The organism is Mastigocoleus testarum BC008 (genome assembly GCF_001456025.1).
Taxonomy (GTDB): Bacteria; Cyanobacteriota; Cyanobacteriia; order Cyanobacteriales; family Nostocaceae; genus Mastigocoleus; species Mastigocoleus testarum.
Genome location: NZ_LMTZ01000055.1, coordinates 46023 through 60817, shown reverse-complemented (window position 1 = coordinate 60817; position 14795 = coordinate 46023). Strand labels below are relative to the sequence as shown.

Here is a 14795-nt window from a genome sequence, read left to right as displayed (position 1 = left end):
CTTTAGAAAGATATTTAGAAACATATCTCAGAAATATATCTTTAGCTGATATTAGTAGTGACTCTTGGCTCTAAATCTTGAAATAGTGGTGTACTTAAATACCTCTCTCCAAAACTTGGTTGTACCATCACAATCAACTTCCCTTTATTTTCTGGACGTTTAGCAACCTGAATTGCAGCACATAAAGCTGCTCCACTAGATATACCAGATAATAGACCTTCTTTTCTCGCTAGCAGCCTACCATAATGAATTGCTTCTTCATCAGTAACAGTAATTACTTCATCTATTAATTTTACATTTAATACTTGGGGAACAAACCCTGCACCAATTCCTTGAATTTTATGGGGTCCGGGTCTACCACCAGATAATATTGGACTGCTCGCTGGCTCAACTGCGATCGCTTTGAAGTTAGGTTTGCGTGCTTTGATGATTTCAGATATACCTGTAATTGTACCGCCGGTACCTACCCCGGCAACAATCATATCTACTGTTCCATCTGTATCCTGCCAGATTTCTTCCGCTGTTGTTTCTCTGTGTATTTTCGCATTCGCAGGATTACGGAACTGTTGCAACATATACGCATGAGGCGTTTTGTCTACGATTTGCTGTGCTCGGCGAATTGCTCCATTCATCCCTTCTATCCCGGGAGTCAATTCAAGTTCGGCTCCGTATGCTCTCAACATCGATCGCCTTTCAGCACTCATCGTTTCCGGCATAGTTAAAATTAACCGATACCCCCTTGCTGCTGCAACCATTGCTAGAGCAATACCAGTATTTCCAGATGTAGGTTCTACCAATACTGTCTTAGTGGGAGAAATTAAACCTTCAGCTTCAGCAGCATTAATCATACTTGTGCCAATGCGGTCCTTAACTGATGCTGCAGGATTCATACTTTCTAACTTCACCACAATATTTGCTATGCAGCCCTCTGATTGGGGAATGCGGTTAAGTTGAACTAGGGGAGTACGACCAATTAATTCTGTAATATTACGAGCAATATCCATATTTATTGTGTTTTTTTTACAAAAAATCAGAGGGATGTTTATAACAAAATTGAGAACTCAAGATAGAGTTTCAGGAACAAAAATAGGAACAAAAAAAGATTTATGGTTTTATACCTAATTCCTAGATTTTGAACCTAACAGATTTTGAGACTAACCGTAGGAAGGGATATTTATCATCCAGAAATAATTTACGATTACTAGTAGTCAAGTTTAATCGACTATTGAAAGATAACAACCAAGTTGAAATTAGATGTAATACATGATGTCCAACTGTTTGTGTGAATCCCGTTGCTCGCATAAATCAGCAAGAGTATATTTTTTTAAAACTGAATTAGCTGCATAACGGGCTTCTTGCCAAACTTTTTGAACAATAAAGCTTTCCACTGTTTTGGGTTGTTTGTCTTCTTCGCATCCATGTATTTTATCTAACCCTTCTAAACATACTAAAACTTCAAAAACAGTAATTTTTCGTGGTTCTCTAGTTAAAAAATAGCCCCCCCTTGAGCCACGTTGGCTTTTAACCAAGCCCCCACGCCTAAGAGTTGCTAATAATTGTTCTAGATAACGATCGGGTATATTTTGTTTGGTTGCAATCTGTTTTATTTGTAGTGGCTCAGCCAAATGATAGTTAGCTGCAAGTTCTATTAACGCCAGAATTGCATATTCAGATTTACATGATAGTTCCACAGGTAATAAATAGTAACTTCGGAGTGCGAAATTGAAAGTTTAGAGATTAAAACTTACAGATAATTATTAAGGATAATTACCAGTATGGCTGAGAATCTCTACTATTACAGTATACTCCGGTTCTCCACTGGGGTTTGTTGTTTTCCATTAATACTAATAGGGGGTATAGCGCTGCTATACCCCCATTAGAAAAGAATCAGAGTTATTTTATTCTAAATTTTTTCAATCTTTCAAGAACCCGAATCTTTCAGAATCCCGAATATTCTAGAAACTGAATGTAGTTCTCAAAGTACCGATAAAGGCTTCCTCAGCGTCATCACCTTGACCAGGAGCGGTTAAGTAGATGATACCAGGGGTAATGGCAACATTATCGTTGACTCTATACTTGTAGAAACCTTCAATGTGGTAGGGTCTTTCACCACCAACTTCTCCAAGATAAGGTTGTGCGCCAGCATAGATACCTAAAAGGTTACCTCGCTTGCCAAAGTCAGGGAAAGCTACACCCGCGCCATAACTCCAAACTTCACCATCATCATTGCTACCGAAACCTGTTAGGTCGGTGTAAGAGACAAAGCCGCTAATGGAAATCTTTTCACTCGCTCTGAAAGCTGCAGATAATCCGTAGGTATTACTAGAGAAGGGATTACTCGCACCTGTAACGCTGTTTATTCCCCCACGGTTTGCAAACCCAGTACCAACAGTAGCGCTGGGAAGTTCGTTTTCATCACCTACATCGCCTTCATCGAATAACAGTGTGCCTGCACCATGATAGCCATGTACGTATGTGGCTGCGACTCCGATACGATCACCCAGGTTAAAGTTGAGTTGACCTAGTGCAGCGTAGTTTCCATTGAACAAGCCCTCACCATCTCCAGGACCACTTCCTTCAGATCCTAAATAACCCAAGGTCACAGAAGTACCCTTGAGAATACCGCCTTTATCGCCAAACCGGAAGTTAAGTGCAGCACCTGCACCACCACCAATGCGATAGATCGGATTTTCAGAAGCAAAGGTGGATAGTGCACCTTGACCATCATCGTCCTCTTCACCCTCAAAGTAAGGATTGTTGGTAGCAGCGTAGTGACTATGTCTACCACCAGCAGCAGCGACATATAGTTTTGCTGGTCCAACAGGGACTTCGTAAGTCAATCTACCGATTTCAACATCGTTACCATTTTCAGGCTCATTAAAGGTTTGAGTTCCTTCAAAAGTATCTACTGCATTATCGTTATCATCATTTAGATCGAACCTTTCAGCATTACCGGAATCAAGGCGAGTAATCAACCTATCTTTACCAGTAAAGCTAGTCTCCAAACCTAAACGAACACGATTTTGGAAGACAGTATTGTTATCGCTAGCACCATCGCCAAATGCATCTGTAAGAGCAAAAATGGCTTCCCCTTTCAGCTTGGTTGTAGTAGAAAATTGGTTTGCTTCCAATTCCGCAGTTCGAGCTTCCAATGCATCTACACGACCGCGCAATGTTGCTAATTCTGCTGAAAATTCTTCTTGTAACCGCTGTAAAGTTGCCAAATCTTCTTTGGTTACCAGATCGGCTGTCGCAGTTGCAATCAATTCATTTACCCTGTCCAGACAAGCATTCAAACCAGCTGCAAATTCATATCTGGTCATAGCACGGTTACCACGATAGGTACCATTAGGATAACCAGCGATACAACCATATCTTTCGACCAAAGACTGTAAAGCCTGAAACGCCCAGTCAGTTGGTTGTACGTCAGAGAACTGAGAAACAGATGTTACTTGGGACTGAGAATCGCCACTAACCCCCTCTTGACTGTAGCGATCAATTTTCTCTAGTTCGCTAACTTGTACTGTTTGTTGTTGTTGAACTTGAGCTATTACTTCTGGTTGGTTCAGGACTTCTTGACTATTTAATGCTAAAGGCTCTTGTTTCTCAGCCTGGGATAGCTCTTGTGTTGTTGAGACTTTGGATGACCCTGCATTAGTTGCAGCGATCGCTGAAGTTGAGACAAGTACTGATGCTCCAAAAACAGCTGGAGTCACCACCAAGGATTTCCACAATAAATTAGACATTTTTTCTATTCTCCTCACAACCTTGCATAGACAATTTCACTTGCTGCAAACACAATTCCTTGAAATTAACTAAATCTTCTTCTGTGGAAGAGGCTTGACTGCCCTAACTATGATTTTAGTTTTTTTTGCAAAGCTAACAGCTCAGAAAAATTTTTAATTAATACTTTCGTTATTAACTCGTGCAAAAACAACTGTGCAAAAACATTTATTTATAATATCGGATTATAAATCATTTGATTGATATAGCAACATGAGAAAATATAAGTCCTATATTATCTTAATAGTTGAATATACGTAATATAGATATCGAAATTTATTATTATTATTGCTTATGATTTAAGGTATTTTTTTTAATTATCTCAAATTAAAGCTCATTGTTTTTACAGTTTTTTTTACGTTTTTTTTGTCCGTGTCTTTTAAGGGAAAATCTTACAATTAATATTCAAAATACTCGTATGTCCCTATAACAAGGGTTTTTTGGCGAAATAATATTTCTTTTGATACTTTTTAATTGCCCTATTAAATAGTATAATTTAAAACCATACAATAATATATTATTTGTCTCAAACATACTTCTTTGTAAGGAACTGATTATTTTATACACACAAGCCATTAGTTATTTCTTACTTGAAAGTAATATAATTTACTGTGCTATTTACTAATTGCGATTTCAAATCAAGATTAGTTTCATAATGTTCTATATAGTATTAAATAATTGATAGTATTTGTTTAAAAAATTTCACACTTTTTCTTTGTCAGCGGTCTTGTAAAATCCCTGCTTTATTTCTTGCTTTTTGGGTATTTATAAGTTTATTAAATAATTTTAGTGTTATAAAGAATACTATTAATTTTAATGTCCGGGGTTTTAAGAAGTAGGATAATTTAGTTAAACTTTGATTTGCTAATAATACCTATGTATAAACGATAATTATAGATAAATTCAAACTTATACGCTCAATAATCGCATAAATAGTATGTACTTTCATCCTTTGCAGTGAAGCGCAATTAAATGCGATATCCTTTATCTTATTAATTTAGGTATTTATCAAACCTGAAATTTAGGTTTCCTCTTAGGCTATATATGCTTAGCGGCTTTTATTAAACAATCATATAGGCCAATAGGATAACCCAAAATATATAGGACAGGAGTTAGAATTAAAATGTTCCCGACATATTATTTTTAGTTTTGACCCACACATCAATGAGTTTTTACTTGCGTTCGAGATAATAAGGGAAACTAGACTACATAGCAATATCACTTTAGAATCCGATATAAGTAGGTAAGTAAAATTATTTATATATTTGACTATCTAGTTATATTACCTTTTTCCCGTTCCCTGTTCCCCGTTCCCTACCTCAAAAAAATGTCTAATTAATTTTGCCCAAGTACTTAGGTTAGGCTTAGATAGGACTGAATTGCTTGGTAGAGATACCTTCATCATTCCCAAAGTGTATCTGCGGGATATAGGTATGTATCGAACGAAAACCACTACATATTTGCTGTTAAAAAATTCTTGTTATTACTTGAAAAATAACTGTTTCATATCAACACATGGTGAGTATCATCCATATAAGATGCATAGAAAATATCTATACTCAGCAATTTAACTGCAAATAATCTATAAACAATATTACCTAAAAATTTTGAAGTATTTCTGGAATAAAAGTTGACCTTTCAGAAGAGCCGGGTTCCAACTGCTATTTTCCTTTACCTACTATCTGTAAAATTCTTACCTTTAAAATTCTTACTTCTGTTCAAATTATTTCTAAAAACTATCCGCTCTTATGATAGGCTAAGGAGCCTAGATAAGAGCGGTCTAGCGGGTCTTCAAGTTGCAACCAGACTGCCGGAAGGATCTCCAAGCGAACCTAGCTACTTGAGATTAACTAGTGTCTCAAAGAGACTTAGGTTAATCTTAGAGAACAGCCCCGGCGCACAGCCGGCCTACTGCAACTTGAGGACCCATGCTTATACTACTATCTTGCATGGGCATCACCTCCTTTTTGCCTAAGCGGACTTAATCTCTAATTGCAAAGTCAATTAAATTAACTTTTGCTTTTCCTTCCTGAATATAACATATTTTTGCTTAACGACTAGTCAAGATAGTTCGGTTTACCGAAATAACTTCAGGTTGGCATTGCCATTGGCAAGGAAAAAGTGCAAGTGAATAGGGGTAAGATACTTGAAAAGCTTGCAAACAAAATTTTTCTGGTTGGAAAAACTGGAAAAGTAAGCGTGAAAATGTTCTCCATTCTCTGTCTTGCTTGCAGGCACCTACCGTGTTAGTAAACAGCCTGTGGATGTGAGGGGTACCAGAGGTGTTAGTACGCATCCTACGGATGTTAGCGTTGCTAGCGTAGCGTACCGGATCCGTAGGTAGCGCAGCTATAGGTATTGCGTGACGTAGTCATACAGCTTGCTGCATCCAAAAATAGCATTTCCACCCTGCGGGGTGGCTGCGCCGCCGAATAGCGCTTAGAAAAAGCGTGGGGTAGTCGTACTTTTCGCTGTTCCTTAACTTCACCAAAAGACTTTTTTTCAGCTGACGTACGCTACAGGTTGAGACACACCCTTTAGGGTTTAGGGGTTAACGCTCGCCGTTCATTCCCTAAGGAAGGAATCGGTAAGCTGCAAACAGCAAACCCTAGGTACTGATTTGACTTGAAACCCAATAGAAAAAACCCCTGACCGAGAAGGACAGGGGTAAGGTTACTAATTAACGCTAAAGAATATTCTTAATTACAGAGCGTTACCACGAGGTAGAACCTCTTCTGGAAATACAAATTGCTGGTGGGGCTGATCTTGAGGAGCCATCCAAGCACGGATACCCTCGTTCAACAAAATGTTTTTGGTATAAAACGTTTCAAATTCAGGATCTTCTGCTGCTCGAAGTTCCTGGGATACGAAGTCGTATGCCCGTAGGTTCAATGCCAAGCCTACAATCCCTACCGCACTCATCCACAAACCTGTTACTGGAACAAACAGCATGAAGAAGTGCAACCAACGTTTGTTGGAGAAAGCAATACCGAAAATCTGAGACCAGAAACGGTTTGCTGTCACCATTGAGTAGGTTTCTTCTGCTTGGGTTGGTTCAAAAGCACGGAAAGTGTTAGATCCTTCACCGTCTTCAAACAAGGTGTTTTCTACTGTTGCACCGTGAATCGCACAGAGTAACGCTCCACCTAGTACACCTGCTACTCCCATCATGTGGAAGGGGTTAAGTGTCCAGTTGTGGAAACCTTGTAAGAATAGTAAGAAACGGAAGATTGCTGCTACGCCGAAGCTTGGGGCAAAGAACCAGGAAGACTGACCCAAGGGATACATCAAGAAGACGCTGACAAATACAGCAATTGGTGCGGAAAATGCAATGGCATTGTAAGGACGAATCCCTACTAGGCGAGCAATTTCAAATTGTCTCAACATGAAGCCAATTAAACCGAAAGCTCCATGTAAAGCGACGAAACTCCATAAACCGCCCAATTGACACCAACGAGTGAAATCTCCTTGAGCTTCTGGTCCCCACAACAACAATAGGGAATGTCCCATGCTGTCTGCGGGAGTAGATACTGCTACGGTTAAAAAGTTACATCCTTCCAAATAAGATGATGCCAAACCGTGGGTGTACCAAGATGTAACAAAGGTTGTCCCTGTCAACCATCCACCTAATGCTAAGTAAGCGCAAGGGAATAGTAGTAATCCCGACCAACCAACAAAGACGAATCTATCTCGCTTTAACCAGTCATCTACGACGTCAAACCACCCTCTTTGCGCGGGGGCACGTCCAACTGCGATAGTCATATCGCGTAAATCTCCAAATTCAGATATTTATAATTACGGGTTTTCCCTAATCTCAGACAAGTATTTAATTATTAACTGCCTTAATTTAAAGATTAGGATGTTAACCAGATTGTCAATCTAGTTTACATTTTTTTACTTTCTCTCATCTATTCTAGGTGCAAATCCCTATTTTTTTCAATCAGGTTTTTAATTTGTCTGCCCTTTAATTTCCAGTATCTCAGTCTGGGCAAAGAATACGAAGAATTTAAAGAAAATATTATTTTTAGGATTATTCGTATTCATAAATGCTGGAAGAACACAATAATTGGCCGCTACAATGAGCCGGCTAACGCTAGAATAATTCAACTAGTCAAATTTGAACCAAGCGTTTATGTTTACCATCGACTTAACCTTAAGAAATGTTCCATTCCCAGTATCCCTGGAACGCAAGTCAGAAGAAGACGCTGAAGCTTTATTCCAAGAAATTCTGACAGCGATGAACTCTGGCAAGCCAGAAATTCTAGAAGCCAAAAGCGAAGGTAAGCAAGAAAAAAAAGTTGCCATCCGCAGCAGTGAAATTTCTGGCGTACAAATGACCCGCAAAGAAGGTTCTGGTGCTGCTGCTGGCAGACAGCCTGGTTTCTTCGCACTCACTTCTGAGTAATAATCTGGTGAAATACAAATGGGGCAATTAGCCATTAAGGTTAGGGAATTAAATTTTCACTGGCCATCGGGAGAAACAGCAATTAGATCTTGTTCTCTGGAAATACCCCGGGGAGAATTTTGGATGCTTTTGGGTATTAACGGTAGTGGTAAATCAACTCTACTAAGACTGTTAGCTGGACTTTTAGCACCTCATTCGGGTGAGATTGGGATTTTACATCCCGTTGGCTTTGTGTTTCAAAATCCCGACCATCAATTGGTGATGCCAAGTGTTGGGGCGGATGTGGCGTTTGGGTTGGTTGAAGAAAAGTTATCGCCAGCTACAATCAAGAAAAGGGTAGAAGAAGCATTATCTGCTGTAAACTTACTATCTTTGCAACGCCGTCCCATTTACGCTTTAAGTGGAGGACAGAAACAAAGAGTAGCGATCGCTGGTGCTTTGGCTCGACATTGTTCTGTTTTATTATTGGACGAACCAACAGCCTTACTCGATCCAGATAGCCAAGTTGAATTGGTTTCGTCTGTGCGCAGTTTAGTTAAAAGTCGTGGAATTGCTGCTTTATGGGTAACCCATCGCTTGGATGAACTAAATTATTGTGACGGTGCTTTTTTACTGGAAAAGGGTGCTTTGGTCGACCAAGGAGATCCTCAGCGGCTTAAAAAGCGGTTAATGAATCTTGAAGGGAATAAGTCTTAATTAGTCAATTGTTAACAGTTGTTAACTAAAGCAAGGTTTCTAGCTGCAAAGTTTACAGTTAATATACGTATAGCAAACATAATACGCTACAGAATATGTAGGTTGAGTAATTATTCTTATAATGTAGCAATATTAGTTACGGTCACTACGTTTTTATTGAACTGCTCATAATTGTACGGTGTATGGCAGTTTTTATTTATTTTTTGATTTATTTTAAGCCCATCTCCACAGACCAATATTTTTCCCGAGGCGATTCTATAAGTCGTCTCTATTAGTATTTGGGCAAACGAGAACATATAGCAATGAGTTCTAGGTCCCCAATAATTTGGGACTTTGAGATTTTTGTTGTCCCAAACTACGATTAATACTGAGTCCGGGTTAATTACCCCTTTTTAGAATGAGAGGGGGAAGTGTGGGAGGTGTGGGAAGTGTGGGGGGGAATCCCAAAAAATATAAAGGGGTTTTAAAAATCGGATTTGGTATAACATCACGTAATACCTGTTACGCCATCCTAGCTACAAGCTTGGTCTAAAATCACTTATTACTCATTACTTATTACTTATTACTCATTACTCATTACTCATTACTTATTATTTCAGTTCAAAGTAATTGGTAAAAAATAGCATAGTTCGGTAAATGTTGATTTGTAGTAATGGATACTTAATTAATAAAAATAACTTTATACTATAAGTCTCTCAATTAACCTTTCGCTCCTCAAATCCGAAGATTAATAAGGCAAAATCATTTTTTCAGTTTGTAACATTAGTGTTACAAGCATTGCTTAGACTACTATAAAAATTATGAACGAATTTTGCTTACCTTAGAAATTGTGATTCAAAACCATGTCCTCTACCTCGCACAAGGCCATTCTATTAGTGGATGGCTACAATATCATCGGAGCTTGGTCTTGCCTGAAAAAAACCCGTGACACGGCAGGACTAGAAGCAGCTCGAATCGAACTTGTAGAAACTCTAACCGGCTACAGTGCTTTTGAGGGTTACCATACAGAAGTAGTGTTTGATGCCCATTATCAAAATACACCTAGCAATAAACAAGTAATTAATCACTATATGTCCGTTTATTATACTGATTTCGGACAAACGGCAGACACTTATATAGAAAAACTTTGCGCATCTTTGCGTGACCGGGTGGCTCAAGCGCTGATTTCTCGTGTGGTTGTTGCAACATCTGACCGGGCACAGCAATTGATGGTACAGGGATATGGTGCACAATGGCTCTCTGCACAACAATTGTGTCATGAAGTGCAGTCCAACATTTGTCGTATCCGCAAGAAGTATAAATCACAAAAACGTCCTAGCAGTAGGTTTCTGGCTAGCTCAATCGATGCGAAAGCACGTCAACGTTTAGCTGAACTACGAATGGGCTTGGGATAGCTCTGAATTAATTCCCAACTGCATATCACCAAGCAGGGAATTTTTAGAGATGTCAACTGGAGATGTCAACTAGAGATGTCAGCTAGAGATTTCAGTTTAGAAGTTTAGTCTTAGGAATTTCAGTTTGGAGATTTCGATTCAAGATTTCGTTATGTGTGTGGAATTTTTGCGTTCTAATCTAGAATTAGCGAGTTCATTAGTAATACTTAAAATCTTGGGATTTGAGCAGCCACAGATCGAATAAAAAAAAATTTTTCAAAACCCTTGCCAAATCCTAAAATTTACTCTACTATTAGAACTCGTAATCCTCAGTAGCTCAGCGGTAGAGCGGTCGGCTGTTAACCGATTGGTCGTAGGTTCGAATCCTACCTGGGGAGTTTAAAAATAATTAATAAGACTTAAGAGCTACTGTTTGAGAGATTGTAGCTCATTAGTTTTTTTATTTTGATTAATCTTTTCCCACAATACTTAAGCTATCTAATTTTGTCTCAGTTTGGGTAATCTTTACAAAAGGTGACGAGCTAAGAAAAAGCTAGAAATAGATTTTGAATCCACGAGTTCACCGTCCATAATTGCTTGTTCTAGTTCTGAGGATGTGAAGAAGACGACCTCTATATCTTCATCTGCATCTTGAATTGGTGGTTGTTCCAATTTTTCTAAACCTTTTGCTAAAAATGTGTAGATGATTTCATCAGAGTAACCAGGAGCAAGGAAGAATTCGCCTATTTTTTGCCATTCATGGGCTTTGTAACCTATTTCCTCTTGTATTTCCCGTTCTACTGTCTCTAGGGGGTTCTCATCTATTTCTACAGTACCTGCAGGAAATTCCAGTAACCTACCGCTGACTGCAAAACGGTATTGGCGCACTAAAACTAATTTACCTTCTGGTGTTACAGGTATAGCTAATGCACCTCCGGGATGGCGTATGCACTCCCACTCACCTTCAGCTTTATTGGGTAAACGTAAGCGATTAACTTCAAAGTTAAACTTGCGTCCAGTGTAAAACAAACGTTTTTTAAGTAATTGCGGTACTTCTCTACCTAATGGCATAAACTTTGATTCTGAAATTACGCAAACCATTTGTAAAATAGATTGTTAAAACTTCCGAGCTTAGTTCCTTCAATAAGTTACAAATTTATCCATTCCCTATTAAATTTACACTAGTACAGTCCACAACTTTAACTAGTTCTTGAATCATTTTTCCAGAAACCGGCTCTACCCAGTTTGGTTCAATTTCCGCTAGGGGAACAAGTACAAAAGCTCTTTCTTGAATTCTGGGATGGGGTATTTGAAGGGTTGCAGTTTCTAATATTAAGTCATCGTATAATAACAAATCTAGATCTAAGGTACGAGGTCCCCATCTTTCCTGGCGAATACGTCCAAACTCTCTTTCTATTTCTAACAATATTTGCAAAAGCGAATGTGGTTCTTGTTCTGTTAGGATTGAAACACAGCCATTTATGTAATCCGGCTGTGAAGGACCAATCGCTTTGGTTTGATACCAGCTAGATACAATAACAATCTCAATCCCTGGCGTTCTTTCTAGAGCTTTAATCGCAGCTTCCAAAGTTGCAATTGAATCTCCCAAATTGCTTCCAAGTGCAATCGCAACTTTACTTGCTGAAATATTTGCCTGATGTGACAACTGAATTTACCAGATTTTTCCTAGGGAATGATAATATTTTACTACCTTTAGATACTTTAAAAGCAATGTATTATAATTTACTTTTAACTTTAAAGAAACAATAAAAAAACTATGAAAAAATGGTTTTTAAGTGTAGACATCACTAGATTTTTACGAGATATTATACTAGCGAAACCCAACAATTCAGTCTTGATACGTTAATCTTAAATAATTTTTTGTGGTAGTTAATTAACTAACTGCTAGAAGCGAGGAGTTGAGGTGCCGAAGTTTAACTCTTGGTTGAATCATAAACCAACCAAATCGGACGATGGGAATAGGGGAAAGCCAGAATTGACACCTGAAGATACTCAAGGAACCGATCAATCTGAAAAAAATACCTTACCAAAAACAAAATTAGAAAAAACAAAACAGTTAATTTATGGATTTAAACATTTTTCATCTGGGGTATTAGGAAGAATTTCAGGCGGTCCTCGCAAACCATTTTATCGTCGTTACTGGTTTTGGGCGGCGGCTGGTTTAAGTGTTGCAGGTGGAATAATTGCGGTCGAACGTGGGATTTCCGAAATAGACAAAACTCTACCAGACAAGGCAGAGTTAAACGCAGTTATTCGAGAACAAACTTTAACTATTAAGGCTGGCGATGGCACTATCTTACAGCAACGTGGTGAAGCTACCAGAGAACAGTTAGATTTAGAAGAAATACCTGATGTTCTGAAAAAAGCTTTTATCGCTTCTGAGGATAGGCGATTTTGGAAACATGGTGGAGTAGATTATCAGGGGATAGCCCGCGCAGTCTACAATAATTTACGCTCGGAAAGTTTGCAAGGTGGAAGTACTATCACGCAGCAACTAGCGCGAATTCTTTTCCTCAAGCAAGAACGTACTTATTGGCGCAAGCTTAAGGAATTTCGCTTAGCCCAAAATATGGAAGAGGAATTGACTAAAAATGAGATTTTAGAGCGCTATTTGAATTTAGTTTATTTGGGCTCCGGTGCTTATGGGGTTGCAGATGCAGCTTGGGTTTATTTCAGTAAATCAGTAGATGAACTAACCTTGGTAGAAGCAGCAACAATTGCTGGTTTAACTCCTGCACCTAGTATATTTTCCCCAATAGAAAATCCCGAAGCTGCGAAAAAGCGGCGCGATTTGGTTTTGCAGCGGATGTTTGAGGACGGGGTAATTACTAAGGCTCAGAAACAAGCAGCACTGGAAAATGAAATCGCCCTAAAGCCAAATCAGCCGAAACGTTTGGAAGTTCAGGCACCTTATTTTACTAGTTATATTCATAAAGAACTGCCAAAGTTTATCTCCCCGGAGATTATTAAAGCTGGTGGTTTAACGGTAGAAACGACTCTTAATCCAAAGTGGCAAAAATTTGCCGAAGCAACTATTACAAAAGTTTTAAAAAGAGAAGGAAAATGGCAAAGGTTTAAACAAGCAGCCTTGGTCGCGATAGATCCCCGCGATGGTCAAATTAAGGCGATGGTGGGGGGTAAAGACTTTGACAAAAATCAATTTAATCGTGTTACCCAAGCACAGCGTCAACCTGGTTCAACTTTTAAGGGATTTGTCTATGCTGCGGCGATCGCTAGCGGCAAAAATCCTCATGATAGCTATTTAGATGCACCAATAGTTGTTGATGGTTACGAACCGAAGAACTTTGATAAAGGTTATCGGGGTTGGATGACCATGCAACAAGCTTTGACAAAGTCAGTAAACATTGTCGCACTCAGAGTCATGCTCAAAGTTGGCTTTGAACCCACAATTAAATTAGCTCGTGACATGGGTATAAAATCAGAATTGAAGCCCATGTATTCTTTAGCACTGGGGTCTAATGAAGTAAATTTATTAGAATTAACTAGTGCTTACGGAACTTTTGCTAACAAAGGATTGCATTTAGAACCCCACGGTATTCGTCGAATTTTTAACCGTCAGGGCGAAGAAATCTGGAATGCCAAATCCGAAAGTAAATTTAATGCCAAACGTGCTTTGGATAGTGATAGTGCAGCTATTACGACCCATATGTTGCGTAGGGTTGTGACACAGGGTACGGGTGGTAGTGCTGGCTTACATAATCGCCCAGTTGCGGGTAAAACTGGTACTACGGATGACGTTAGAGATTTATGGTTTATTGGCTACATACCTCAAATGGTTACAGGGGTATGGTTAGGTAATGATGACAATAAATCAACCAGGGGTAGTAGCAGCACAGCAGCTTACACTTGGCGTGATTTCATGAAAAATGTTGTTGAGGGGATGAAAATAGAAAATTTCCCTCCTCGACCAAAATTAAAAGGAAGAAAATCTTCGATTAAAGCTAAAACAATTAAACCAAAAAAACTTATAAATCGTCCGATTCCAAAAAAAGGTGATGAAGATTCAGAAGGAAGAAATTCAAGAAGGTCTTCTCGTAGACGTCGGAGAAGAAGTAGTTCTCGTCGCAATAATAGTGGAAACTCTCTAAGACGCAGACTTAGACGTAGAGTCAGGCGCAATTCTTCTCAAGTTAGGCGATATAGACGGCGCAGAGGTGCTACATCAAGCCCAAATAATTCTGGTTCGTCAAAATTGCGACGCAGTACCAGACAGGCTCCTGTAAGGAGAAGAAGAGCACCTGTTGCTGCACCTAAATCGCGTCCGAAAGCGACACCAAGAGGTACAACTTCTTGGCGCGAGCGGCTCAAACCAAATTAATTTTGGTAATGGTTAATTGGTAGTTCAGTTCGAAAATAATTTTTTGTTCTTGGTTCCGTTTCTCACCTTCAATCTGGGAAATGGATTTTTTGTTTGGATTTTTTGTTTTATTTGCCGTCGGTTGGTATTACTTTTGCGATCGCTTATTTATATATTTTTTGGGATTTCCCCCACACTT

11 protein-coding genes and 1 tRNA gene are annotated in these 14795 nt (G+C 39.0%); 6 read left to right on the top strand and 6 right to left on the bottom strand.

Annotated features, from left to right (window positions below):
• Positions 1 to 41 precede the first annotated feature (41 nt).
• The 4 genes from cysK to psbD form a co-directional block, all read right to left on the bottom strand.
• The gene (gene cysK, locus BC008_RS09800) at positions 42 to 1004 is read right to left on the bottom strand and encodes a cysteine synthase A (protein ID WP_027843817.1); all 963 of its coding nucleotides are present in this window, start codon (positions 1002 to 1004) and stop codon (positions 42 to 44) included.
• Between the two features lie 246 nt (positions 1005 to 1250).
• The gene (locus tag BC008_RS09795; protein WP_027843818.1) at positions 1251 to 1691 is read right to left on the bottom strand and encodes an RrF2 family transcriptional regulator; all 441 of its coding nucleotides are present in this window, start codon (positions 1689 to 1691) and stop codon (positions 1251 to 1253) included.
• A 264-nt stretch (positions 1692 to 1955) separates the two neighbouring features.
• Positions 1956 to 3746, bottom strand: a complete 1791-nt coding sequence (locus BC008_RS09790) for an iron uptake porin (protein WP_027843819.1) — start codon at positions 3744 to 3746, stop codon at positions 1956 to 1958.
• A 2740-nt stretch (positions 3747 to 6486) separates the two neighbouring features.
• Positions 6487 to 7545 (bottom strand): photosystem II D2 protein (photosystem q(a) protein), encoded by a 1059-nt coding sequence (psbD, locus tag BC008_RS09785; protein ID WP_058183477.1) that lies wholly within the window; start codon positions 7543 to 7545, stop codon positions 6487 to 6489.
• Between the two features lie 370 nt (positions 7546 to 7915).
• Here psbD and BC008_RS09780 point away from each other — a divergent pair, with 370 nt between their 5' ends.
• The 5 genes from BC008_RS09780 to BC008_RS09765 all read left to right on the top strand — a co-directional run bounded on the left by BC008_RS09780 (position 7916) and on the right by BC008_RS09765 (position 10655).
• Positions 7916 to 8188, top strand: a complete 273-nt coding sequence (locus tag BC008_RS09780; RefSeq protein ID WP_027846966.1) for a hypothetical protein — start codon at positions 7916 to 7918, stop codon at positions 8186 to 8188.
• Between the two features lie 18 nt (positions 8189 to 8206).
• Positions 8207 to 8884: an energy-coupling factor ABC transporter ATP-binding protein gene (locus BC008_RS09775; protein ID WP_027846967.1), complete on the top strand. Its 678-nt coding sequence runs from the start codon at positions 8207 to 8209 to the stop codon at positions 8882 to 8884.
• A 397-nt stretch (positions 8885 to 9281) separates the two neighbouring features.
• Entirely contained in the window at positions 9282 to 9416 is a 135-nt protein-coding gene (locus BC008_RS52050; protein ID WP_268768214.1) for a hypothetical protein, read from the top strand.
• Between the two features lie 310 nt (positions 9417 to 9726).
• A complete protein-coding gene (locus BC008_RS09770) occupies positions 9727 to 10278 on the top strand; it encodes an NYN domain-containing protein (protein ID WP_027845631.1) in 552 nt (183 codons plus the stop codon).
• A gap of 305 nt (positions 10279 to 10583) precedes the next feature.
• Positions 10584 to 10655 (top strand) — tRNA-Asn (locus tag BC008_RS09765).
• 127 nt (positions 10656 to 10782) lie between these two features.
• Here BC008_RS09765 and BC008_RS09760 read toward each other — a convergent pair.
• Together BC008_RS09760 and folK are read right to left on the bottom strand one after the other, a co-directional pair.
• Positions 10783 to 11328 (bottom strand): NUDIX hydrolase, encoded by a 546-nt coding sequence (locus BC008_RS09760; protein ID WP_027845630.1) that lies wholly within the window; start codon positions 11326 to 11328, stop codon positions 10783 to 10785.
• A gap of 85 nt (positions 11329 to 11413) precedes the next feature.
• On the bottom strand, positions 11414 to 11923 hold the full coding sequence (gene folK, locus BC008_RS09755; protein ID WP_082650527.1) for a 2-amino-4-hydroxy-6-hydroxymethyldihydropteridine diphosphokinase: 510 nt from the start codon (positions 11921 to 11923) through the stop codon (positions 11414 to 11416).
• A gap of 258 nt (positions 11924 to 12181) precedes the next feature.
• Between folK and BC008_RS09750 the strand changes: the two genes are divergently transcribed.
• Complete coding sequence (locus BC008_RS09750; protein ID WP_036267415.1) at positions 12182 to 14617, top strand: transglycosylase domain-containing protein; 2436 nt, start codon at positions 12182 to 12184, stop codon at positions 14615 to 14617.
• The last annotated feature ends 178 nt before the right edge of the window (positions 14618 to 14795 follow it).

Coding starts and splice junctions, on each gene's coding strand:
- BC008_RS09780 (WP_027846966.1), top strand. CDS start 7,916: ATGTTTACCATCGACTTAACCTTAAGAAATGTTCCATTCCCAGTATCC.
- BC008_RS09760 (WP_027845630.1), bottom strand. CDS start 11,328: ATGCCATTAGGTAGAGAAGTACCGCAATTACTTAAAAAACGTTTGTTT.
- BC008_RS09770 (WP_027845631.1), top strand. CDS start 9,727: ATGTCCTCTACCTCGCACAAGGCCATTCTATTAGTGGATGGCTACAAT.
- BC008_RS09790 (WP_027843819.1), bottom strand. CDS start 3,746: ATGTCTAATTTATTGTGGAAATCCTTGGTGGTGACTCCAGCTGTTTTT.
- BC008_RS52050 (WP_268768214.1), top strand. CDS start 9,282: ATGAGAGGGGGAAGTGTGGGAGGTGTGGGAAGTGTGGGGGGGAATCCC.
- psbD (WP_058183477.1), bottom strand. CDS start 7,545: ATGACTATCGCAGTTGGACGTGCCCCCGCGCAAAGAGGGTGGTTTGAC.
- cysK (WP_027843817.1), bottom strand. CDS start 1,004: ATGGATATTGCTCGTAATATTACAGAATTAATTGGTCGTACTCCCCTA.
- BC008_RS09775 (WP_027846967.1), top strand. CDS start 8,207: ATGGGGCAATTAGCCATTAAGGTTAGGGAATTAAATTTTCACTGGCCA.